This window comes from Luteibacter mycovicinus (assembly GCF_000745235.1).
GTDB lineage: Bacteria > Pseudomonadota > Gammaproteobacteria > Xanthomonadales > Rhodanobacteraceae > Luteibacter > Luteibacter mycovicinus.
The window spans coordinates 932,524-955,151 of sequence record NZ_JQNL01000001.1; the positions used below are offsets into that span (position 1 = coordinate 932,524).

The window sequence follows — 22,628 nt, forward strand, 5'->3', positions numbered from 1 at the left end:
CGGTAATCGAGGAACGGGGCATGAGCGCGCTGGTTTTCGTGCATGGCTGGAGCGTTACCAACACGTCCACCTACGGCAGCCTGCCGAAGGCACTGGCTGACCGCGCCGCCCAGGCGGGGTCGACGCTCCGCGTTCTCGACATCCACCTGTCCGAATACGTCACGTTCGACGACAGCGTGACGATGGACGATATCGTCCGCGCCTTCGATCACGCGTTACGCGGGCTTTCCCTGCCTGACGGCACGTTCGACTGCATCACCCATTCCACCGGTGGGCCGGTCGCCATGGCCTGGCTGCATGCCCAGCGTGACCGCCCGACCCTGTTCGCTCCGATCCGGTTGCGGCATCTGGTGATGCTGGCGCCGGCACACTTCGGGTCCGCTCTGGCAACGCTGGGGAAGAGCGTCGTCGGCCACCTCAAGGCCTGGTTCGACGGTGTCGAGCCGGGGCAGCGCATCCTCGACTGGCTGGAGCACGGCAGTCCGGAATCCGTAGCGCAGGCGCTCGACGTAATCCATGGTCCGGACCCGGCCGCGCACGGCACGTGGTTGTTCAACCTGACAGGCGATCGACCGGACCGCAAGTTCTACGACTTCGTCAACTCATACACCGGAGAAGACGGGTCGGACGGTGTGGTGCGCATGGCGGCGGCCAATCTCAACGCGCGGCACTGCGTGCTTACGCAGCGAGCCGGCACGGCGACGCTCGACATGACGATCAGCAAGGCGCCGCGCAGTGCGTTCAAGCTGTTGCCCGGGCTCGCTCATTCCGGCGGCGAGCACGGCATCATGGCGTCGGAGCCTCCTTCCACCGTGACGATCGACGCGATCCTGCGCTGTCTCGCCGTCAGTTCGGCGGCATCGTACGCGGCATTGTGCGACGCCTTCGCCACGGAGAACGCGCAGCGCGACCGCGACAAGGTCGAGACGGAAAAAAAGCTTCTCACCTCGCGCACGCACATCCACGATCCGCGGAGCCTGCTCATATTCCGCCTGCTGGACGATCGCGGTGAACCGCTCCGCGATGCGCGGTTCCTCCTGACCGCCGGGCCCACCGCGTCGCCAAACGATCTGCCACCGGGCTTCTCGACCGACCGCCAGGCCAGTTCGCGCAGCGCGGCGACGGTCACGATGTTCCTCAATTACGCCTTGTTCGCCGGTGACGCCCCCGTGCCCGATCCGCGCCAGCCCGGCGGCGTCCTGCGCCCGGCGCAGCCGTCGCACCGGCCCTATGGCGTGCGCATCCAGCCCGCCGATGTCACCGGGCTGATCCGGCACATCGTCGCCGCCACGGCGTCTGACGACGACCTGCTCGACGCGCTGGGGCCGCATGAGACGACGATCCTTGATGTGGTGCTGTCGCGCCGCGTGGCGGAAGGCGTGTTTCGGCTGACGCAGAATCTGCAGGCTGTGGATTTCAGCCAGCCGGTGTCCGGCATGGATATCGTGTAAGCGCCTCAGTCCGCCGCCTTGAGATCCCCGATCAGGGTCGGAATCAATTCCGACACCGTCGGATGAATCGGCACGGCCCACTGATAGGTACCGATGTCCGCCTTCGCATTCATCATGTCCAGCACACCGTGCACCACCTCATCCCCGCCGACGCCGAGGATCGCCGCGCCAAGGATCTGCTTCGTTTCCGCATCGGCGACCATCTTCATGAAGCCACGCGTTTCGCCCTTCTCCACGGCACGCCCGACGCGGGTCATCATGCGTTTCGACACCAGCAAGGGCCGGCCCGACTGACGGGCCTGTGTCTCCGTCATACCCACCCGACCCAGCGGCGGATCGACGTAGAGCGCATATCCGGGGATGCGGTCGCTGACCTTGCGCTCTTCCCCGTCAAGCAGATTCGCGGCGACGATCTCGTAATCGTTCCATGCCGTGTGGGTAAAGGCGCCCTTGCCATTGCAGTCGCCCATCGCCCAGATGCCGTCGGCGCTGGTTTTCAGGTGATCGTCCACCTCGATGTAGCCGTGCTCATCCGTTGCGATGCCCGCCGCATCGAGCCCGAGATCGTCGGTGTTGGGGCGACGACCCACGGCGAGCAGCACGTGGCTGCCGACGACCTGAGGCGCGCCTTCCGAACAGTCGACGCCCACGCGCACGCCGGCGGGGTCCTTATGCACGGTGATGCAGCATGCGCCCGTGCGCACCGTGATGCCTTCGTCCTCCAGGAACGACCGGACTTCAGCAGAAACGTCTTCGTCTTCGCGACCGATCAACCGCGGACCCATCTCGACGACCGTCACCTCGCAACCGAAGCGACGGTACATCTGCGCGAACTCCAGACCGATGTAGCTGCCGCCGACCACGACCAGGTGGCTCGGCAGCGATTCCAGCGGGATGATCGTGCTGTTGGTCAGGTAGTCGACCTCGTCCAGACCGGGGAAGTCAGGCACCCTTGCCCGACCGCCGACGTTGAGGAAAACCTGGGGCGCTTCGAGGGTTTCACCATTGACCTCGATCCGGCGCGGCCCGACGAAACGTGCGTGCCCACGGATGAGCTCGAGCCCCGGCATGGAGGCCAGCCAGTCCTCGTTGCCTTTGCGCGAGTCCATGATCACCTTGCGCGCCCGTGCCGCGACCACCGGCATGTCGATGCTGACCTGGCCCACGCGCACGCCATATTCGGCACCGCGACGCGCCAGATGCGCGGCATAGGCGCTGGCGACGAGGGTCTTGGTCGGTTTGCAGCCGGTATTGACGCAGGTTCCGCCGACCAGATGCCGTTCGATGATGGCGACGGTCTTGCCGGCGGCGGTCAGGCGGGCGGCGAGCGCGGGTCCGGCCTGACCGGCCCCCACGATGATGGCGTCGAAGGAACGGCTCATGGGGAACTCCGGGGGCGCTGAGAATGATGGTGACCCCGGCCCGATTCGAACGGGCGACCTTCCCCTTAGGAGGGGGACGCTCTATCCAGCTGAGCTACGGGGCCAACATTCGTCAGGATACCTGAGGCCGCCCTTCCAGCGAAAGCGCCCGCACGCCCACACCGAAACACCGTATCGGAAGAACGATGTGCGCCCCACCTGCCTATTAGGTGCCGCATGCGCCTACGACACACGTCCTATCGACATCAGGAGGGCCAGGTCGTTGAATGTGACCGAAGCACGCAGCTCTGCACAAGGATGTGCCATGAAACGCAGCAAAGCCACCTCGACCACCGCTGCTCCCGACTGGAAAGTCACCCGTGTCGCCCTCTACGTCGATCACGATCTGCTCTATGCCAACGAGCACCAGCAGGTGCGTGTTCGCGCCTATATCGAGGCAAAAAACAACGGCAATCCCGTGCCCCTGACCCCGACCGAAATAGCGAGCGTCAGTCTCATCGATTACAACTCGCCGCGGAACGCCATACCGTTCTCGACGCAGGCTCGTGCCACGGCCTGGAAAGGCTGGTCGGCGCAGCGCGTCTACAATAAATATGCCTATCACCCGGCCGCCGCGCGGAACGGCCATTCGCCTTCCACGCCCAGCGCCGGAGGCGAGTACGTCGAACTCTACCTTTCGGCTGACGCCGAAGCACTGGCCGGCCCACTGATGCTTGGCTTCACCATCACCGGGGATAATGGCTGGCGGTATCGCACGGACGGTTATGTCTTCGAGCCCGGCAGTGACGAAGGCGCATTCAACACCCTTTACGACACCGGACCGGATAAGGCCGTTCGCGCCGAGCCGCCGATCGTTTACGCGACTTCGGAATTCGTCCTCGACAGACGGGCGGGCTACCGACACCGCGACGCGCCCGATGTCACCATTTTCGACGACATCGTCACCGTGTCCATCGTCAACGGTGGGCGCGTCGTGGAGTTGCGCAGCATGAAATGTGAGCGGGCGGGGATGATCCACTGGATCGATGAGCTTCCGGACACCCACAACCCATGCTACACGGGCTATGCCGAGCCGGGCAGCACCGCGATCACATGGGATGACAAGGTACCTGTGGGCAGCCTCCCGAGGCCGACACTCAGCGTCGCCATACCCGGCAAGGGAACGATCATGCTGTGTGGCCGGAACGACATCCGGCGCGCCGACCATGGCGGCGCGCCGCAGGAGCCCGTCAAGGTGACGCTGCGCGATACCTACGGCAGCGAACAACATTGCCATATCGGGTTCGTCGCCGGCGAGCGCGACACGTTGAAGGTCAGCTGAAAGCGCGGCGGCACGCTCGGCACTTGCGCGGCACGTTCAACAGGAAGTCTCGTCATGCAGGAAGGGAACGGAACCAACCGCGATGCCTCGCCGTTCGCCAGCGGTGACTTCTACTCCAGCGCCTTCAGCTTCTACAGCCATGTCAGCGGGGATGTCGATCCCCGCACCGGCATGTACTCGGCCGCGATCGATCTGCCCACCGGTAAGGGCAACCTCCTGCGCGGCCCGCATTTCGAATTTCGTCTCCACTACGACGCGCTCGGCACGAACGACGATGGCTTCGGTGTCGGCTGGCGGCTGGCTATCACCGAGCTCGATACGGACAGCGGCATACTGACGCTGGGCAGCGGCGACAGTCACCGCATCGAATGGTATTACCCTGGGCATGAGACCACCTTTCCCGACCGCAAACTCGACAGTTTCCGGCTGACCCCGGCCTGGGACGGCTCGGCCGTGCTCGAACACGCGACCGGCGTGGTGGAGTACCTCAGGCCACTGGACGACCGCCCGTCGGTCCTGCGTCCCGCCCACATCGTCAATCCTGGCGGCAACGCCATCCATTTCGTCTGGCTACTCGGACCCAACGGCACGCCCGTACTGTCCCGGGTCGTCGACGACGATGGTGTCGACCTGCTTCGTCTGATCTATCCGGATCCCTCGCGCGTCCAGCTCGTTATCGCTACCGGACCCTCGGCGCCGCTGGAGATGAACTTCGAGCGCACCGGCAGCCAGCTGGATCGCGTTCGCATTCCCGCACTCATGGAGTTGAACGCGACGCCTGTCCGTGAGGAGGAAGAGCCGGTCTGGGCGTTCGAGTATCGCAACAGTCTCGATCCGCCCTACCTGCCCCTGCTCGCCGCGGTGACCTCGCCCGATGGCGTACGCGATCAGGTGGAATATACGGAAACCGCGCTGTGCCTGCCGACAGGCGCACCCATGACTTATATGCCCGCTGTCTCCGAACGCAGCCGCGTGCTCGACGCCGATCGCAGCCGCGTGTTGCAGACCAGTCGCTACACCTACGACGTGCATGGCGACAAAAATTTTTACGGCTTCGGGCTGGTGTCGGTATGGGAGAACCGTAACGACCAGCTACTGCACCATGGCGCTGCCAGTTCCTTCTTTTACGGCTCGAAGGAGACGCAACTGGACGATCATGACGTTGTCCTGTGTACCATCGAGCGCACCTATAACCATTTCCACCTGTTGGTGCGCGAGGTGACCACCCGGGGCCATGTGGTGCAGGACGTCGCCACGGAATACGGCGAGATTCCGGGCGAGCCGTTCGCGCGCCAGCCCAAAAGCTTTCAGCTGCCGCACAAGGTCGTCACCACCCTTTACGACGCGCGCCACGATGACGTCCGCCGGACCGTCGCTGTCGAGAGCCGTTACGACACCGAAGGCGACGTCGTTTACCGTCATGACGATGGCACGGGCGTTACGGAGCGATTCGAGTATTACCCGCTCGACGGCGATGGCGACCGTTGTCCACCCGATCCCTTGCGGCTCACGCGCCGGATCGCGAGCGAGGTCGCGATACCTGGGCCGGGCGCCGGCCCCACGCTGATCACGCGATACCGGTATACGGCGCTGCCCGTCCGCCGAAGGAACGCCGTGACGGCGTACACGCCAGAGGTCTACGTGCAAGCGTGCGCCGAAGCCGTGCATATCGAGGGCGTCGCCGAGCCGCTATGGGAAAGCGAGCAGGCGTTCATTGTCGACCAGGGCGAACAGCATGGCGCAATCCTCTGGGAAACGCGTGTTCAGGACAACCTGATGGCACGCGTCGACTACAGCTACGAACTCGACACGGCCATGAGGACGCTGACCACCCAGACGAAGCGGACCACACACGACGGCATCGTCCAGATCGAGCGGGAGACCCGCATGCTGCTCAGCGGCTTCGTTCTGAGCAACATGGAAGGCAACGGCATCTACACGAACTTCCGCTACGATCGGCTGGGACGCATGACCGAAGCGCTCCGATACCGGGACAGGTCCGACGAATTCTCGGTGACGCGCTGGCGGTTCCAGCTGTCGACGCGGGAGCGCTGGGTTGAGCGCATCGGCACCACCGACCTGCCGCACAGGTCGTGGCTGGACGAGCTGGGGCGCGTCGTCAGGGAAGACGAACCGCTGGCCGACGGTCAGCTGGTGACGGTGCGCACGCTGACCTACGACCCCCTCGGCGAGGTCGCCGGGGAGACACGGTACGATCGCCTCGCGAACGACAGGACGCTGAAGCTGACCACGTGCTACGCCTACGACGACTGGGGCCAGTGCGCCAGGGTGACATCCCCCGATGGCAGTCATGTCCGGAGCGAGACCGTACTGGTCCGGCTCGACGGCGAGGTATTCACCCGGACAACCGTGTGGCGGGAAGCGAACGGCGAGCGCATAGGTGGCTGGCAGTCGACCGACACCGACGCCGCCGGGCGGCAACGCCGTAGCCAGGTCGGCGAGTGGGACGGGCTCGGCAACGCCGTCGAGGGGCCCTTTGCGCAATGGCAGTACGACGGCCTGGGCCGCTGTGTCCGGACGGTCGACGCGCTCGGCCGGATCACCGGGCAAAGCTGGGATGCCTTCGACCGCCAGCTCGACACCACGCTGCCCGATGGCGCGGTCGTCCGGCGCACCTATGCTCCCGGGCACGAGGGTGAATTGCTCGCCACGATCGGCCTCGTACCTGCCGGGGGCGGCGATACGATCCCGCTGGGCAGCCGGGACTGGGACGGATGGGGTCGGCTCACACACGAAACCGCCGGCAGCCTGACCCGTCGGTATGCCTATGTGCCGGGTCAGTTCAACCCCGAGCGGGAGTATCTGCCAGCCGGCGGGGAGATCCACCGTACCTACGAACCCTGGCTCAACGAGGCCCTGCTGACCGAAACGCTGCTGACCGATCCACCCGTACCGCTGAAAAAGGCCAATTACCATCCACGCGTCGGCGTGCCGGTGTCGCTCAGCAGCGACATCGGCGTCATGGGGATCCGGACCGACTATCTCGGTCGCATGACCGGACAGGAGATACGCATGGACGACTCCACGCGTTCCTGCAACGTCGAGGTATCCCCGGGTGGCCTGGAGCTGGCCAGGACCGGCGTCGACGGCGTGCGTCGGGTGTCCGTCTACGACGATCTGGGGCGCGTCGTCCGCGTGGACCACCTTGCCGACGACGACCTGGCGATCGTCGGAATCACCTTCGACTACGACGCGCTGTCACGACCGTCGACGTGCACGATCGCCGATGCCCTTGGCTCGCTGACCGAGCGCGTGACCTACGACGGACGCGGCCGCGTGTCGGGCACGACCTGGCTCATCGACAACGAGGCCGGAGCGACGCGACGCGCGCTCACCCTGCACTGGCGCGACGACGACAAACTGGCGGGCAGACGGTGGTACGACGCCGAGGATCGACTGCTGCGCGAGGAAGCCATGGACTATGACCTCCGGGGCCGGCTCGAGACCCATACCATCGCCATGGCCCTCGCCGGTGAATACCCGGTCGACGAGGCAGGCAACGCGTATCGCACCCAACGTTTCACTCACGACGACATCGACAACCTGCTTGCGGTGGAGACCACGCTCGTCGACGGACGCGTCAACCGCACCGGTTACGCTTACGACACGATCGACCGCGATCGTCTGGTCGGTGTCCACAGCACGCTCGCCGGGTATCCCGGATACGGCACGGCGCTCCGCCTTGGCTACGACGCCAACGGTAACCTCGTCGACGATGGCATGGGGCGAAGAATCGACTGGGATGGCGCCGGCCGGCTGATCGGCGTACGCCAGGCCGACGGCGTCCGGACCGACTACGGCTATGGGCCTGACGCCCGGATCGGGCGGATACGACGGGCGGGGCAAACCACCTACCGGTACTTCGACGACGGCCTGGTCTATGGCGAGTTCAACGACACGGATCAACGTCGCTACCTGCGTGCCGGAGGTACCGTGGTCGCCGAGAGCGTGCTCGCGGGTGCCCTGCGCACCACCTGGCTCGTCGGCAGCGATCCGCAAGGCTCGGCCATCGTCGAAAGCGGCGCGAACGCGACGACGATGCGTACCTATGGCGCGTTTGGCTACCGGGATACGACCGACGACGGTGCGCGCACCGGCTTCGCGGGCGAAGCCCGCGACGAGGACATCGACGGGTACATGCTCGGCGACCGACCGTATTCGCCCAGGCTGCAACGCTTCCTCTGCCCCGACCGGGCCAGCCCCTTCGGCGCTGGCGGCCTCAATCGCTACGCCTATTGCGCGGGCGATCCGGTCAACCGGATCGATCCCGGTGGCAACGCCTGGTGGGACTGGCTGGGCGCGGCCCTGGGTATCATCGGCGCGGTCGTAGCCACCGTCGCCACCGGCGGCGCACTGCTAGGCGTGGTCGGAGCCGCCGCCGCCGGAAGCCTCACCGCTGCCGTGTCCACCCCAACGATGGTCGTCATGGCCACCGCCACGATCCTGGAGGTCACCTCGGCCGCTGTCGAGATCGCCTCGCTCGCCGCGGTCGCCGCCGGCGACGAGGAAACCGCCTCCATTCTGGGCTGGGTCGCCTTCGGCACCGGCGTGGCCTCCGGCGCGCTGTCCGTGGGACCTGCGGCGGGACGCGCCGCGACTCGATTTGTCGGCACGAAGCATGCCGCGGGAGCGCCAGGCGCACGTCGCTTGCCTCTCCCCACATGGCGAAGGAGCGGCGCCGGGCACTCGACCTTTCAATTCGATTACGGTGGACGCTCGGTCACGCTTCACCTCGCAAAAAAAGGGCCCAGGGGCCAGTTGCCTGATGGTCGACTCATCCGGACCGGCTATAAAGGACGCCCTGAAGTCGTGCCTCAATGGTCGAGCCGACCGAACGGCAACGGTGGCATCGTGCATTTCAACGACGCCCCCATCGATGCGAGCGACGTCACCGATGGCGTCATACGGAACATCGGCAAACTGAACGACTCGAAGAAAATCATCGTATTGACCGGAGTCCATGGCAACTTCGCGGGATTCAACTGGCTCGCCGGCTGGCGCCTCTGGGGGCACAAGCAATTTTTTTGGGACGACAAGGCTCGCATCCCGAAAATGTCGCTTATCTCGGGAAACAGCCAGAGCAACATCTCCGTCGTCGATATATCGGGGATGTCGAAATCCGAAATCGAAAAGTACTGGAACATGAAAGATGCACACATCATCAACGCGTACTGCTTCAGCGGCGCCGACCGACGGTTGATGAAGCGGTTCAACATCTTTTCAATCACCCTCTACGCCGTGTGAGGGTGTACCTCGCGCTCCGTGGATACCACTGACGCCATGCCGACGGCGACTTGCATCGATCCTGCCGGTTAAGCGCCGGGCAGGCTTACAACCCATGCCATATCGACAACACGGCCAGTAAGCCGTCAACTGTGACAAGGCGCTCGCTCGTTACCGTATGACGCGACCACCAGGGATTGAATTGCAAAGGGAGTAGCAATGAACGCGCAGACACCCAACGCCGCGGATGACAGCTGGAGAATCGCCCGGGTTTCGCTCCATGTCGACAGCCTTGTCTACACCAACGGCCGGCAACAAGCCTACGTCCGTCTCTACATCGAGGCCGAGTACAATTTCGAACCGGTGAAGCTGACGCAGAGCGAAAAGGACAGCGTACGCCTGATCGATTACGCGAAGCCGGAAGTCGAAATCCCCATCTCGGAAGATGGCGGCGAGCGACATCGGGGCTGGTCAGCACAACGCGATTTCCGAGGCTACGAGCCTCACCCCGGTCTTGGTCGCCGACCCGACACGACATTCGCGGGCGGGGACTACCTGGAATTCTACGTCGATGCGGCGGCCGACGCCTTGCGCGCGCCTCTTGCACTCGCTTTCCGCGTTACCGGCGACAACAAGTGGACGTATCGGACCGATGGCTACGTGTTGGACCCGGACGGCCAGGAAGGCCCGTACAACAGCAGACTCGACACGGGTGCGGACAAGCTGGTCCGAGCCGTGACCCCACCCGTTTATACGCCAGCCGAGTTCCGCCTCGGCCCGTCCGGTACCCGTGGGACCGGGTCCTCGCGGGCGGGCATCTTCAATGAGGTCCACCTGCTGTTCCTGCAGCCCACCGCCTCGCCTGGTCCGACCATCAGGTCCATGCGTTGCAGCCCGGCGGGAATGATCCACTGGAAAAACGAACTCCCTTTCACGGAGAACCCGTGTTTCACCGGCTATGCAAGTCCGGGAGAAAGCGAAATTCACTGGGACGACAGAGTACCTGTGGGAGGCCAGCCGCTTCCCCTGCTCGATAAGGTGTATCCCGAACAAGGGGTCATCATGCTTTGTGGACGCATCGATATCCCGCAACCCAGCGACGACGATGTGCCGCAAGCCGACGACGAGCTCGTGCCGCGTGGCCCGGTGGACATAGAGGTGACCGACATGTACGGCAACAAGCATACGTGCCGACTCGGATTCGTCACGGGAACGCGCGATCAACTAAGGTTCCTCTGACGCGAAGGAGTGCACGCTCATGACCGGTCGGTCTCCCGAAACACAAGGCGCCCTCGCCAATGACGACTTCTACTCCGGTGCCTTCAGCTTCTACAGTCACGTCAGTGGTGACGTCGATCCTCGCACCGGGATGTACTCGGCAGGCATCGATCTGACCACCGGCAAGGGCAACCAGCTACGCGGTCCCTCGTTCGAGTTCCGCCTGAACTACGATGCGCTGAGCAGCAATGATGATGGTTTCGGCACGGGCTGGCATCTGGGTGTCACCCGGCTGGAACGCGACGTCGGCATGCTGGTGCTCGGCAGCGGCGCCAGTCACCGTTTCGACCGTCTGTTCCCCGGCACTCCTTCGGGCTTTCCCGACCGTAAGCTAAAGAGCTTTCGGCTCACCGCTGGCGATAACAGTACCGCGGTACTCGAGCACGCCACGGGTGTCATCGAATATCTCGCCCCCGCCGCCGGCTCTTCCAGTAGTCTGCGTCCCCAGCGTATCGTCAACCCCAGTGGCGACGCCATTCACCTGACATGGGAAAGCGGGCCACACGGCACGCCTGTTCTGACACGGGTCGTGGATGACGAGGGTCAGCCCTTGCTCATACTCTCCTACCCGGATCGCGGCAACATCCACCTGACCATCTTCACCGGGCTGACAGCGCCGGTGGAACTGCATTTTTCGCGCGTGGGCGACACCTTGCAGCGCGTTCGCATCCCCGCGCTCACGGAACTCAACGCTGAGCCCGTTCGCGACGAAGAAGAAGCCGTGTGGGCTTTCGGCTACAAGAACAGCCTGGAACCGCCCTATCTCGCACTGCTGCGTTCGGTCACATCGCCCGATGGCATCCTCGATGTCGTGGAGTATGCGGAGGAGTCCATTCAGCTTCCACCGGGGGCGGGGCGACGCTACATGCCCGCCGTCGCCGAACGCCGCCGCGTACTCGACGCCGATCGCACGACGGTGCTGCAAACCAGCCGGTATGCCTACAACACGCATGGTGCCAACAATTACCTCGGCCATCCCCTTGTCACGTCGTGGGAAAACCGAAACGATCAGTTGCTGCATCACGGCGACGCCGAAGGATTCGTATACGGGTCGCGGGAAACCCAGGTCGCCAGTAACGGCGACACGCTTTGCACGATCGAACGAACCTACAACCATTTCCATCTGATCGTCCGCGAAAGCACGACCCGGGGCACGGTGGTCCAGGAGGTGAAGACGGTCTATGGCGAGGAGCGCGGCGTCCCGTTCGTCCGACAGAAGACGAGCTTCCAGCTACCGCATTCGATCACTACCACGCTGTACGACAAGCGCAACCCGACCGTAAAACAGGTGACCATCGCCGATAACACCTACGATGACGACGGCAACCTGATCTCGCACCGGGACGGCGCCACCGGTATCGTGGAGCGCTCGGCGTATTTCCCCCTGGGCGGTGAGAGCGGTCTCTGCCCACCGGATCCGCTCGGACTGGCGTATCGGCTGAAGAGCGAAACCGTCGAGCCGGGACCGGGCGGCGGTCCGGTGCTCACGACGCGTTACCAGTACCGTGACGTGCCTGTACGGGTCGCGGCCGGCGCAGCGCGCGCCGTGGCATCCCCTCGCGCGCCGACGTTCTACGTGCAGGCTTGCGAGGAAACCCTCGTTGAAAAAGACCGCGACGACCCGCTGACCCGCAGCGAGCAGCATTTCATCCTGGATCACAGCGATCGTCACGGCGCGTTGTCGAAGGAATCGCGCACGCAGGACGGCCTGAGCCTGACCCGCGAGTTCAAATACCGAACCGACACAGGCAGGCAGACCATCGTCACAACGGTCATCGAAACCACCTTTGACGGCGTGACCAGTACCACGGAAGAAGAGGTCGCCCTTGTCGGCGGTCAGCTGCGGGGCAGCATGGACGCGCTGGGCAATCACACCTACACCATCTACGACAATCTCTCCCGGCCGAAAACACAAAGCCGCGCACGCGGTCGGGAACAGGAAGTGATCACAAGCGAGTGGCAATACCATGTGTCGACAACCAGCCGCTGGGTGCAACGCAGGGGAGTGACCGGCCTGCCACACCGGACGAGGCTGGACGAACAGGGACGGGTCACCGCCGAGGAAGAGCCGCTGCCCGACGGGAGCATGATGACCGTCCGCGAGGTGAGTTACGACCACTTCGGTCAGGTGCTGGCCGAGGTCCTTTACGATCGTCTGGCGAGCGATGCGCCACTACGGCTTCGCACGGAATTCAAGTACGACGACTGGGGCCGATGCAGCGACCGGACGGCACCGGACGGAAGTCATGCCCGGAGCGAAACGGCTCTCATTGAGGTGAACGGTGAGGTCGTCACCCGCACGACAGCGTGGCAGGAGGCCGATGGACGGCGCATCGGTGGCTGGCAGTCGACCGACACCGACGCGGCCGGCCGACAACGGCGGGCGGCATCCGGTATCTGGGACGACGAAGGCGCGGCCCGCGAAGTGGCCGTGACCCAATGGCGCTACGACGGCCTGGGTCGTTGCATCGAGATCGTCGATCCGCTGGGCCAGGTGACGGCGCAGCACTGGGACGTTCTCGGACGGTTGACCGAGGTGACGCTCCCCGACGGAACGGCGGTCGCGTACACCTTCGCGGCCGGGCACGAAGAGGCACTACCGACCAGCATGTCCGTGACGCCCGCGGACGGGGCCCCTGCCCTGCGCCTCGGCCGCCAGGACTGGGACGGCCTGGGCCGTCTCCTCAGCGAAACCTCCGGCAGCCTGACGCGACGTTACGACTACAGGCCCGACCAGTTCAACGCCGCCAGCGAGCACTTGCCCGCGGGCGGAGAGATCCGCCGGACTTACGAGCCCTGGCTCAACGAGGCGGTAGTGACGGAAACGCTCGCATCCGACCCGCCGGTCGTGCTGAGAACGGCTGCCTACCATCCGATCGGCGGCATGCCTAAGTCGATCAAGAGCGACAGCGGCGAGATGGGGATTGAAACCGACTACCTGGGCCGGATGACCAAGCAGACGGTGACCATGGGCGACACGTCCCGCTCGAGCGAAGTGATCGTTTCACCGTGTGGGGTCGAACTGGTCAAAAGCGGGATCGACGGAGCCACCCAGGTTTTTCACTATGACAAATGCGGGCGTACCGAGCGCCTCGAGCACGTGACAAAAGAAGGTCTTGGGCTCGTCGATGTGACCTTTGCCTACGACGGTCTTTCACGCCCGACCTCACGCACCGCGACGACCGACGCGGGCGGGTCGGTGACCGAGAGCCTTGAATACGACGATCTCGGCCGTGTGGCCGGCACTACCTGGCTGGCCGAGCGCGCCGGCAAGCGCACACGGCGGAAACTGGTCCTGGAGTGGCGCAGGGACGGCAAGGTGACCGGCAAGCGGTGGTTCGGTAACGACGATGTGTCGCCCCTGCGCGAAGAAAGCATGGAATACGACACCCGGGGCCGGCTCGTCGTCCACACTATCGACGCCATCGACGGGGAATATCCCGTCGACGAAGCAGGTCATGCCTATCGCACGCAACGCTTCGACTACGACAGCATCGACAATCTGCGCAGCGTCGAGACCACGCTCGTCGATGGCCGCTTCAACCGGACCGCCTACGGCTACGATGCCATCGACCTCGACCGCCTCGTCAGCGTGGAAAGCAGCCTCGCGAGTTACCCGGGCTACGGCACCCCGCTGGTCGTCCGCTACGACGACAACGGCAACGTGATCGAAGACGGGCTGGGCAATGTGCTGACGTGGGATGCGGCGAGTCGGCTCGCCTCGGTCACATCGGCCAGCAACGTTCGCACCGACTACGCCTACGGTCCCGACGGCCGGATAGGACAGGTCGTCCAGCAGGAACGCAGCACCCTCCGCTATTACGACGACGGACAACTTTACGGCGAATTCGACGACGACGAGCAGAGGCGTTTCCTGCGATCCGGCGGCACGGTCGTCGCCGAGTCCGTCCTCAGCCGTGACCTGCGCAGGACATGGCTGCTGGGTAACGACCCGCAGGGTTCGGTGATTCTCGAGGCCGGCGATGCCGTCGCGACGCGTACCTACGGGGCCTACGGCGATCGCAAAGCGACCTCCGACGCGGCGCGGTCCGGTTTCGCCGGGGAGGTCTGCGACGCGGATACCGGCTGGTATCTGCTGGGTGAGCGCCCGTATTCGCCAGCACTGCGGCGTTTCCTCAGCCCCGACCGCGCGAGCCCCTTCGGCGCGGGCGGCGTCAATCGCTACGCCTATTGCGCGGGCGATCCGATCAACCGCATCGATCCCACGGGGAGCGCGTGGTGGGACTGGCTCGGCCTCGCGCTGGGCGCCATCGGTGCCGCCGTCGCGGTGGTTGCGACCGGCGGCGCCCTGCTCGGCGTCGTCGCCGCGGCCGCCGCCGGAAGCCTTACCGCGGCGGTATCGACACCGACCATGATGGTCATGGCCGCCGCCGCGGTACTCGAGGTCACGTCGGTGGCCGTGGAGGTCGGCGCCCTGGCCTCGGCGGCGACCGGCGATGAACAGACCGCCGGCATCCTGGGATGGATAGCGTTCGGAACGGGGCTGGCGTCGGGTGCGATGTCGACAGCACCAAAAATGGGAGCGCCGCGTGGGAGATTCGTGGGCGCCCGGCGGTCAGCGACGCAAGGGGCGACCGGGCGAACACCGACCGTGACAGCGACCACCCTTCATCCAGGAACTACCGACTCAGGCTTGATTGAGGCCGTCCATCCCTTTGGGGGAAAGGTTAACCATTACGTGGGCGCGCCCGCCGTAAGTGCTCAAATACCGAACCGAATTATTCTTAACGATCCCGACAAGATAAACATCGCCCCCCAATGGTTCAAAGCTAAGAACGCCGCTGGGGGCACTGTTTATTTCACCGACACCATGACGAACGGCACAATCGTCGGCGAAGTGATGGATGCGATCGCGAAAAAAAGGGCAGCTCAGAAGAGCAAGCATAAAATTATCGGCCTTACTGGCGGTCACGGAAACGCGCTCGGAGACAATTATAAAAATGGGATCAGAGTTCATGCTGACAGCCGTTTTCAACCGGAAGACAACTTCTCGGCAGCTAATGCTTTCTTCAAATATGGCAACCCCGGCCTGAAAATCAGAACCAAAAATATCGCTGGCAAAAGTCCGGCCAAGATTCGAAAGTGGCTTTCTCAGCCCGGCGACATCATCGTCGGGCACTGCTACTCCGCCGCCGACCCGATTCTCATGGAAGTGCTCAACTTGCCGGAAGTCACTGTCTATACCTTCTAACCGTTTTCGGATGCATATGGATCACCGGGCCGGCTGCAACCCGCTCGGCTTTGCCACCACAACAGGAGTGTTCCGATGAAAAAACACGTCACGACACCAGAGGCAGGTCGCTGGGTGGAGCTCGTGCTGTTCAGGATCTACAAGGATACGTTTAACGAAACAAGCCCCACACTGAAGCTGTTCAACAATACGCGACAGCAATGCGCCGTGAGGGTCATGCTGCAGGCGATCGACAGCGACCGCAAGCCGGTCGATCTCACGCAGGCGGACCTCGATACGATCGAACTGATCGACTACAGCAGCGGCGAACCCCTGCCCCGGCGCGATCCGGGCCAGCCCCACCCTGACTGGGCGTTTTCGACCCACGATGACGGCTACCTCTGGGACGAGTCGCTTATCGGCGCGGTGCAGCACGACACGGCTGCGTCCCCGGAGAGCACCCGTCCGCCATCGGCGGATGTCCAGCGCCCCGCGCCTCACCAGAGTGTCGTCACACTTTATGTGTCCACCTCGGCGCTGTCGTCGCGCCAGATCGCCGCGCGCATTCCGATCCCGTCATCGAACACACGCACCGCGACGCCGGTCTACATCACCACGAACAGCATCGGGGTCGACGACCCGGTGGGCAAAGGCGAAGATGGCCAGTTCAATTCCTGGGTGAACGTCAGGCCTTCCGCTTTTCCGACGCTGCCCATCACCAGCTACGGGGCCACCTCCGCCGACGGCCGCCTTGCGCCGGTGAAAGTCGGCAGCCCGGATTACTTCTATTGGGTCAACGAGCACTACATTTACGTCTCTTACAACGGCCGCGAACTGGGCCTCCGATCCGTCAGCAGAAGCGCCGGTAAGCAAGAGGGTTTTTCGATCTACGGTAACGGCAGCCTCAACGACCATGTGCAATGGAGCGTCGCCTATTACGCCCAGCCTGGCGCCGACAAACCGGAAAACTTTCCGCTTCCTCCCCTTGCGACCATCGAGGTACCGTCGCCTTCCGTCGAAAGCGGCGGGAATGCAGAGCCGCCCGCGTCGTACACGCCTCTGGAGATGTTCAACCGATGCGTGGGCAGGATCGAAGGCGCGTCGCCGGCACGCGTGGTCGTCGGGCTACTCATGGGCAACTTGGCAGGCCGACTCCTTGACAAGGAGAAGAAGCCAGTCGCCCCCGTGAGAAGCACGCCGATCCACATCGTGGACGCTTACGGCAACGATCACGCACTTACCCTGTCGTTCGTTGCGAAGGTCAATGAACTCACCATTGCCAAAATGTAGGGGAAGTGCCATGAAATATAACAACACGACGTTGCTCGCCCGCTTGCCGATCGCTCTGTCGATGCTTTTAGCCGCGAGCGCCGGTTATGCGGATCCAGTCCAACAGGCCAGAGGGTTCGTGTCAGCGCAACAGGAAGCCGACGGCACGGGCGACGCCAAGGTCATGCCGCCTTACGTTCGACTTTACGAGGGACACAACCTCACGCAGGACACCGTTTGTTCCGTCCCACTCACCATCGGAGCACACGCGCAGTACCACTTCCGGGATAAGGAAGGCCATTGCGCCAACGATGAAGCGAAGTCGATCGAGTTCGAACACGTGCCCGCCGGAACCGTTGTCGAACTGTACGACGATCCGAAGTGCGGAAAAGGCGACGACTGGGTGTCCTTCACCTTCCGGAAGCTGGTACCCCGCACCTACGCCTGGGGCTTCGAATACAGCCTAGAGGACACGGACTTCGGTAACGGCCAGGTGGTCTACTCGAAGGTCTACCACGAAGACAACGGTCTCGACGGCAAGGTGTCGTGCATGATCATCAACGTACCTCCCGAGCACTGAAGCCGCGCAGGTCATCGCACGGCGGAAAGGTGCCTCTGGGTCGGCAGTCTGGGGATCGTTACGGGGCGTTTGAAATCGGCTCCGAACGGTCGCCAGATGCCGTCGGCACCCTCCACGGCGATGCCGGTGTCACCGCCGTCGGCCGACGCGTGATCGACCGCCGCCCGCAGGGCCTCAACGCGCGAGTTGAAGCGCTCCATGACGCGCCCATGGGTGCGGAGGGTCCAGGCACCGGACGCGTCGGGCAGATAGGGAACCTCATAAATATGCGGCATGTGCGGCCTCCGACCCTTAAAGGATTGTGAGAGAGACCATAGACTTGCCGGTGTCTTTGCAGGGTGCTCGCAAGTTCGGACGACCGTGACGCGCCCGCGACATCCGTCCCGCGCCGCACAACAGGATGTGAAGGACTCGTTTGCTAGAATCGCGGTTTTAGCTCCCGGAGTTCGTCATGTCCTCGAAGATCCTCGCAGCGCTCGATCTCAACGCCACGGAATCGGGCACCTACCTCGGTCGCGGCGAGTGGGCCGCCACCACGGATGCCGGCAACATCACGCCGGTGAACCCGGCCACCGGCGAGCGGATTGCGACGGTACAGGCCACGAGCGCCACGGATTACGAGACGATCGTGCAGCGCGCGCAGGAAGCCTTCGCGATCTGGCGGACCACGCCGGCCCCGCGCCGTGGCGAGGCCGTGCGCCTTTGCGGCGAGGCCCTGCGCCAGCATAAAGACGCCCTGGGTTCGCTGGTCGCACTCGAGATGGGCAAGATCAAGCCGGAAGGCGACGGCGAAGTTCAGGAAATGATCGACATCGCCGATTTCGCGGTGGGTCAGAGCCGCATGCTCTACGGCTACACGATGCATTCGGAGCGCCCGGGCCATCGCATGTACGAGCAGTGGCACCCGATCGGCCTGGTCGGCATCGTCAGCGCGTTCAACTTTCCGGTGGCCGTCTGGGCCTGGAACGCCTTCCTGGCGGCTATCTGCGGCGACATCAGCATCTGGAAGCCGTCGCCGAAGACGCCGCTCTCGGCCATCGCCACCATGAAGATCTGCAACGCGGCGCTCAAGGAAGCCGGCTTCCCGGACATTTTCTTCCTGTTCAACGATGCGGGCACCGATCTGGCGCAGACTTTCGTCGACGACAAGCGCGTTCCGCTGATCAGCTTCACCGGTTCGACCCGGGTCGGTCGCATGGTCGGCGAGCGCGTCGCGAAGCGCATGGGCCGCAGCCTGCTGGAACTGGGCGGAAACAACGCCATCATCCTCGACCAGTCGGCCGATCTGAAGCTGGCCATTCCCGGCATCGTCTTCGGCGCCGTGGGCACCGCCGGTCAGCGCTGCACCAGCACGCGCCGGGTCCTGGTGCATCGTTCCATCCACGACCAGGTCGTCGACACCCTCGTCAAGGCCTACGGCCAGGTCGAGCAGAAGATCGGCGACCCCACGCTGGCGACCACCCTGATGGGTCCGCTGAACAGCCCCGAGGCCGTGCAGACCTTCGTCGCCGCGGTCGAGAAGGCCAAGGCCTCCGGCGGCACGGTGCGTACGGGCGGCAAGGCACTCACCGACCGCAAGGGCAACTTCGTCCTGCCGACGATCATCACCGGCCTGAGCAATACCGACGAGGTCGTGCAGACCGAGACCTTCGCGCCGATCCTCTACGTGATGCCGTTCGACACGCTGGACGAGGCGATCGCGGAGCAGAACGCCGTGCCGCAGGGCCTGTCCTCGGCGCTGTTCACGCAGGATTTGAAAGCCGCCGAACAGTATCTGTCGGCCGCCGGCTCGGATTGCGGCATCGCCAACATCAACATCGGCACCTCCGGCGCGGAAATCGGCGGCGCCTTCGGTGGTGAGAAGGAGACCGGCGGCGGTCGCGAGTCGGGTTCGGATGCCTGGAAGGTCTATATGCGCCGCCAGACCAACACCATCAACTACTCCGATTCGCTGCCGCTGGCCCAGGGCATCAAGTTCGAGTTCTGACCCACGGACAACGACATGACCGACCTGCGCTCCACGGATCGCTTCTCCGACCGCGTGGCGGACTATGTCCGCTTCCGGCCGGACTACCCCCGGGCGCTCGTCGGCTGGCTTCACGAGCAGGGCGTGCGGCCGGACTGGACCGTCGCCGATATCGGCGCCGGTACCGGCATCTCCAGCAAGCTGTTCCTCGACGCCGGGCACCGCGTGACCGGCGTCGAACCGAACGCACCCATGCGCGCCGCGGCCGAGCAATGGCTGGGCACCGAAGGGCGCTTCCGGTCGCATGACGGGACCGCGGAAGCGACCGGCCTGCCCGACGGGTCGGTCGACCTGATCATCGCCGGGCAGGCGTTTCACTGGTTCGACAAGGAAAAGGTACGCACCGAGTTCACCCGCGTGCTCAGTGACCGCGGTCTGGTGGCGGTGTTCTGGAACACGCGCCGGCTCACCGGCACGCCGTTCCTCGAAGGCTACGAGCGTCTGCTGCACGAGTACGGCATCGACTATGTCAGCGTGGCCGGGCGCTACGCCGATGACGAAGCCATGGCGCAGTGGTTCGGCCATGGCTATCGCGGCATGGCGTCGTTTCCGCACGGCCAGAAGCTGGACTACGAGGGGCTGCTCGGCCGGACCATGTCGTCGTCGTACATGCCGAAACCCGGCCACCCCAACCACGAACCGCTGTTGTTCGCCCTGCGCTCGCTGTTCGACGCCACGCAGGACGGCGGTACCATCGATTTCGATTACGACACCCGTATCTTCGCGGGACACCCGGACGCCTGATGTACGACCTGATCCGCCCCCTGCTGTTCGCCCTCGACGCCGAGACCGCGCACGGCCTTACGCTCTACGCGTCCGATGTCGCGCAACGCAGCGGCTTTTCCAGCCTGATAGCCAAGCCGCCGGCTGACTTGCCGGTGAAGGTGTTCGGTATCGACTTCCCGAACCCCGTCGGTCTCGCGGCCGGCCTCGACAAGAACGGCGAGCACCTCGACGGCCTTGCGGCCATGGGCTTCGGCTTCGTCGAGATCGGCACCGTGACGCCACGTCCGCAGGCCGGCAACGACAAGCCGCGCATGTTCCGGCTGCCGAATCACGAGGCGGTGATCAACCGGCTCGGCTTCAACAACGGCGGCATCGATGCGCTGGTGCGCAACGTACGGAAGGCATCCTTCCGCGGCGTGCTCGGCATCAACATCGGCAAGAACAAGGACACGCCCAACGAGCGTGCCATCGACGATTACCTGATCTGCCTCGATCGCGCCTACCCGCTGGCCAGCTACGTGACGGTCAACATTTCCTCCCCGAATACACAGGGCCTGCGCGACCTTCAGGAGGAAGAGACGCTGCGCCGATTCATCGGCACGCTGCGCGAGTCGCAGGAGAGCCTTGCCGCGAAACACGGGGCACGCAAGCCGATGCTGCTGAAGATCGCTCCCGATCTCTCGGAAGGCGAACTCGACGCCATCGCCGACGTATTGCTCGCTTCCGGTATCGACGGCGTCATCTGCACCAACACCACGATCGACCGCGACACCGTCGCCGGCGATCCGCATGCCGGCGAAGTGGGCGGCCTGTCGGGACGGCCATTGTTCGAGAAGTCCACTCGCGTCCTGCGCGCCATGAAGGCCCGCGTGGGCGACCGGCTGCCCATCATCGGCGTGGGCGGCATTCTCGACGGCGACACCGCCGCCGAAAAAATCGAGGCCGGCGCATCCCTGGTGCAGGTCTATTCGGGCCTGGTCTACCGCGGCCCGAAGCTGATCGCCGAAGCCGTCACCGAAATCCGTCGCCGCGGGATCGTGGCATGAACAACGATCCCATCGACATGGGTGGCTTCCTGCTCACCAGCGACGCACCGCTCGCCGGACGGAACACGCTGCGCGTGGATGCCCGGGCGCGGCTGCTGGCCGAGGTGCACGACGTCGGCAAGCTGCCCGGGCTGCTCGCCTACCCTGCCGTTCGCGACGGCAAGGTGCTGGTCCTGGGCGAGGGCAGCAACATGCTGATCAGGGGCGACATCGACGCGACCGTCGTTGCCATCGCCAACCGCGGCGTCGAAACGTTTCAGCGCGACGATCGCGTACTGATCCGTGTCGCCGCCGGTGAACGCTGGGATGACTTCGTGCGGTGGTCGCTGGGCCAGGGCTACGCAGGCCTCGAGAATCTGATCCTGATCCCCGGCACCGTGGGTGCCTCGCCCATTCAGAATATCGGTGCGTACGGCGTCGAAGTGGCGGAGTTCATCGACACGGTGGAAGCCTGGGATACGCACAAGGGCGAGTTCGTCCTGCTCGACAAGGCCGCCTGTGCGTTCTCCTATCGAGACTCCGCGTTCAAGCGGCAACCTGGACGCTGGATCGTCGTGGCGGTGACCTTCGATCTCCCGCGTGAAAGGCCGCTGTCACTCGACTACGCGGGCATCCGCGAAGAAATGGAAAAGATGGGCGCGCAGCGCGCAACCCCGTATCACGTGGCCGAGGCCGTCGTCAGGCTGCGCTCGCGCAAACTTCCCGACCCGGCCGTGATCGGCAATGCGGGCAGCTTCTTCAAGAACCCCATCGTCGGCGCCCATCAGGCCGACGCCCTGGCGCTCGCCCACCCTGGCCTGCCGGTGTGGCCGCATGCGGGCGGCACGGCCAAGCTTTCCGCGGGGTGGCTGATCGAAACGGCGGGCTTCAAGGGCGCACGCGACGGCGATGCCGGCATGTCCAATCGCCACGCACTGGTTCTCGTGAATCACGGCAAGGCCAGCGGCCCCCAGCTGTGGAGCTTCGCGCAGAAAGTGATCGCGGGCGTCGAGGCCATGTTCGGCGTCACCCTCGAGCCCGAGCCACTCGTGATCTGACCTCGTGTCACGGTGATGTAAGAGCCCGGTCATATCCTTCCCGGGCGGCGTACCATGGGGTCGTCGTAATTCGCGAC

The 22,628-nt window shown here is 64.5% G+C and carries 13 protein-coding genes and 1 tRNA gene; 11 read left to right on the top strand and 3 right to left on the bottom strand.

Translation table 11 applies throughout. The features are described 5' to 3' along the window. Positions 1-20 precede the first annotated feature (20 nt). On the top strand, positions 21-1,451 hold the full coding sequence (locus FA85_RS04315) for an esterase/lipase family protein (RefSeq protein ID WP_036111545.1): 1,431 nt from the start codon (positions 21-23) through the stop codon (positions 1,449-1,451). A 5-nt stretch (positions 1,452-1,456) separates the two neighbouring features. On the opposite strand, the gene FA85_RS04320 is transcribed toward FA85_RS04315, so the two are convergent. Both FA85_RS04320 and FA85_RS04325 read right to left on the bottom strand, forming a co-directional pair. Further along, positions 1,457-2,833 carry an FAD-containing oxidoreductase gene (locus tag FA85_RS04320; protein WP_036111542.1) on the bottom strand — a complete coding sequence of 459 codons (1,377 nt, stop codon included), beginning with the start codon at positions 2,831-2,833 and terminating at the stop codon, positions 1,457-1,459. Between the two features lie 27 nt (positions 2,834-2,860). Continuing rightward, positions 2,861-2,937 (bottom strand) — tRNA-Arg (locus FA85_RS04325). 200 nt (positions 2,938-3,137) lie between these two features. Here FA85_RS04325 and FA85_RS04330 point away from each other — a divergent pair. The 6 genes from FA85_RS04330 to FA85_RS04355 all read left to right on the top strand — a co-directional run bounded on the left by FA85_RS04330 (position 3,138) and on the right by FA85_RS04355 (position 17,716). After that, positions 3,138-4,154, top strand: coding sequence for a hypothetical protein (locus FA85_RS04330; protein WP_036111539.1), 1,017 nt, complete (start codon positions 3,138-3,140; stop codon positions 4,152-4,154). A 54-nt stretch (positions 4,155-4,208) separates the two neighbouring features. After that, the gene (locus tag FA85_RS04335) at positions 4,209-9,419 is read left to right on the top strand and encodes an RHS repeat-associated core domain-containing protein (protein ID WP_036111537.1); all 5,211 of its coding nucleotides are present in this window, start codon (positions 4,209-4,211) and stop codon (positions 9,417-9,419) included. Between the two features lie 198 nt (positions 9,420-9,617). After that, complete coding sequence (locus FA85_RS04340) at positions 9,618-10,637, top strand: hypothetical protein (protein WP_036111535.1); 1,020 nt, start codon at positions 9,618-9,620, stop codon at positions 10,635-10,637. Positions 10,638-10,656: 19 nt separating this feature from the next. Further along, positions 10,657-15,888, top strand: a complete 5,232-nt coding sequence (locus tag FA85_RS04345) for an RHS repeat-associated core domain-containing protein (RefSeq protein WP_036111533.1) — start codon at positions 10,657-10,659, stop codon at positions 15,886-15,888. A 75-nt stretch (positions 15,889-15,963) separates the two neighbouring features. Further along, a complete protein-coding gene (locus tag FA85_RS04350; protein ID WP_036111530.1) occupies positions 15,964-17,157 on the top strand; it encodes a hypothetical protein in 1,194 nt (397 codons plus the stop codon). A 10-nt stretch (positions 17,158-17,167) separates the two neighbouring features. Further along, positions 17,168-17,716, top strand: a complete 549-nt coding sequence (locus FA85_RS04355; protein ID WP_036111527.1) for a hypothetical protein — start codon at positions 17,168-17,170, stop codon at positions 17,714-17,716. An 11-nt stretch (positions 17,717-17,727) separates the two neighbouring features. On the opposite strand, the gene FA85_RS04360 is transcribed toward FA85_RS04355, so the two are convergent. Then, complete coding sequence (locus FA85_RS04360) at positions 17,728-17,991, bottom strand: hypothetical protein (RefSeq protein WP_036111524.1); 264 nt, start codon at positions 17,989-17,991, stop codon at positions 17,728-17,730. A 176-nt stretch (positions 17,992-18,167) separates the two neighbouring features. Between FA85_RS04360 and amaB the strand changes: the two genes are divergently transcribed. Genes amaB through murB form a run of 4 tightly spaced genes read left to right on the top strand, consistent with a single transcriptional unit; the run spans position 18,168 to position 22,551 of the window. Then, positions 18,168-19,703: an L-piperidine-6-carboxylate dehydrogenase gene (gene amaB / locus FA85_RS04365; protein WP_036111521.1), complete on the top strand. Its 1,536-nt coding sequence runs from the start codon at positions 18,168-18,170 to the stop codon at positions 19,701-19,703. A gap of 15 nt (positions 19,704-19,718) precedes the next feature. Further along, positions 19,719-20,486 (top strand): class I SAM-dependent methyltransferase, encoded by a 768-nt coding sequence (locus tag FA85_RS04370; RefSeq protein WP_036111518.1) that lies wholly within the window; start codon positions 19,719-19,721, stop codon positions 20,484-20,486. Then, complete coding sequence (locus tag FA85_RS04375; protein ID WP_036111516.1) at positions 20,486-21,514, top strand: quinone-dependent dihydroorotate dehydrogenase; 1,029 nt, start codon at positions 20,486-20,488, stop codon at positions 21,512-21,514. The genes FA85_RS04370 and FA85_RS04375 overlap by 1 nt, the downstream gene beginning before the upstream one ends. After that, positions 21,511-22,551, top strand: coding sequence for a UDP-N-acetylmuramate dehydrogenase (murB, locus tag FA85_RS04380; RefSeq protein WP_239739766.1), 1,041 nt, complete (start codon positions 21,511-21,513; stop codon positions 22,549-22,551). The genes FA85_RS04375 and murB overlap by 4 nt, the downstream gene beginning before the upstream one ends. The last annotated feature ends 77 nt before the right edge of the window (positions 22,552-22,628 follow it).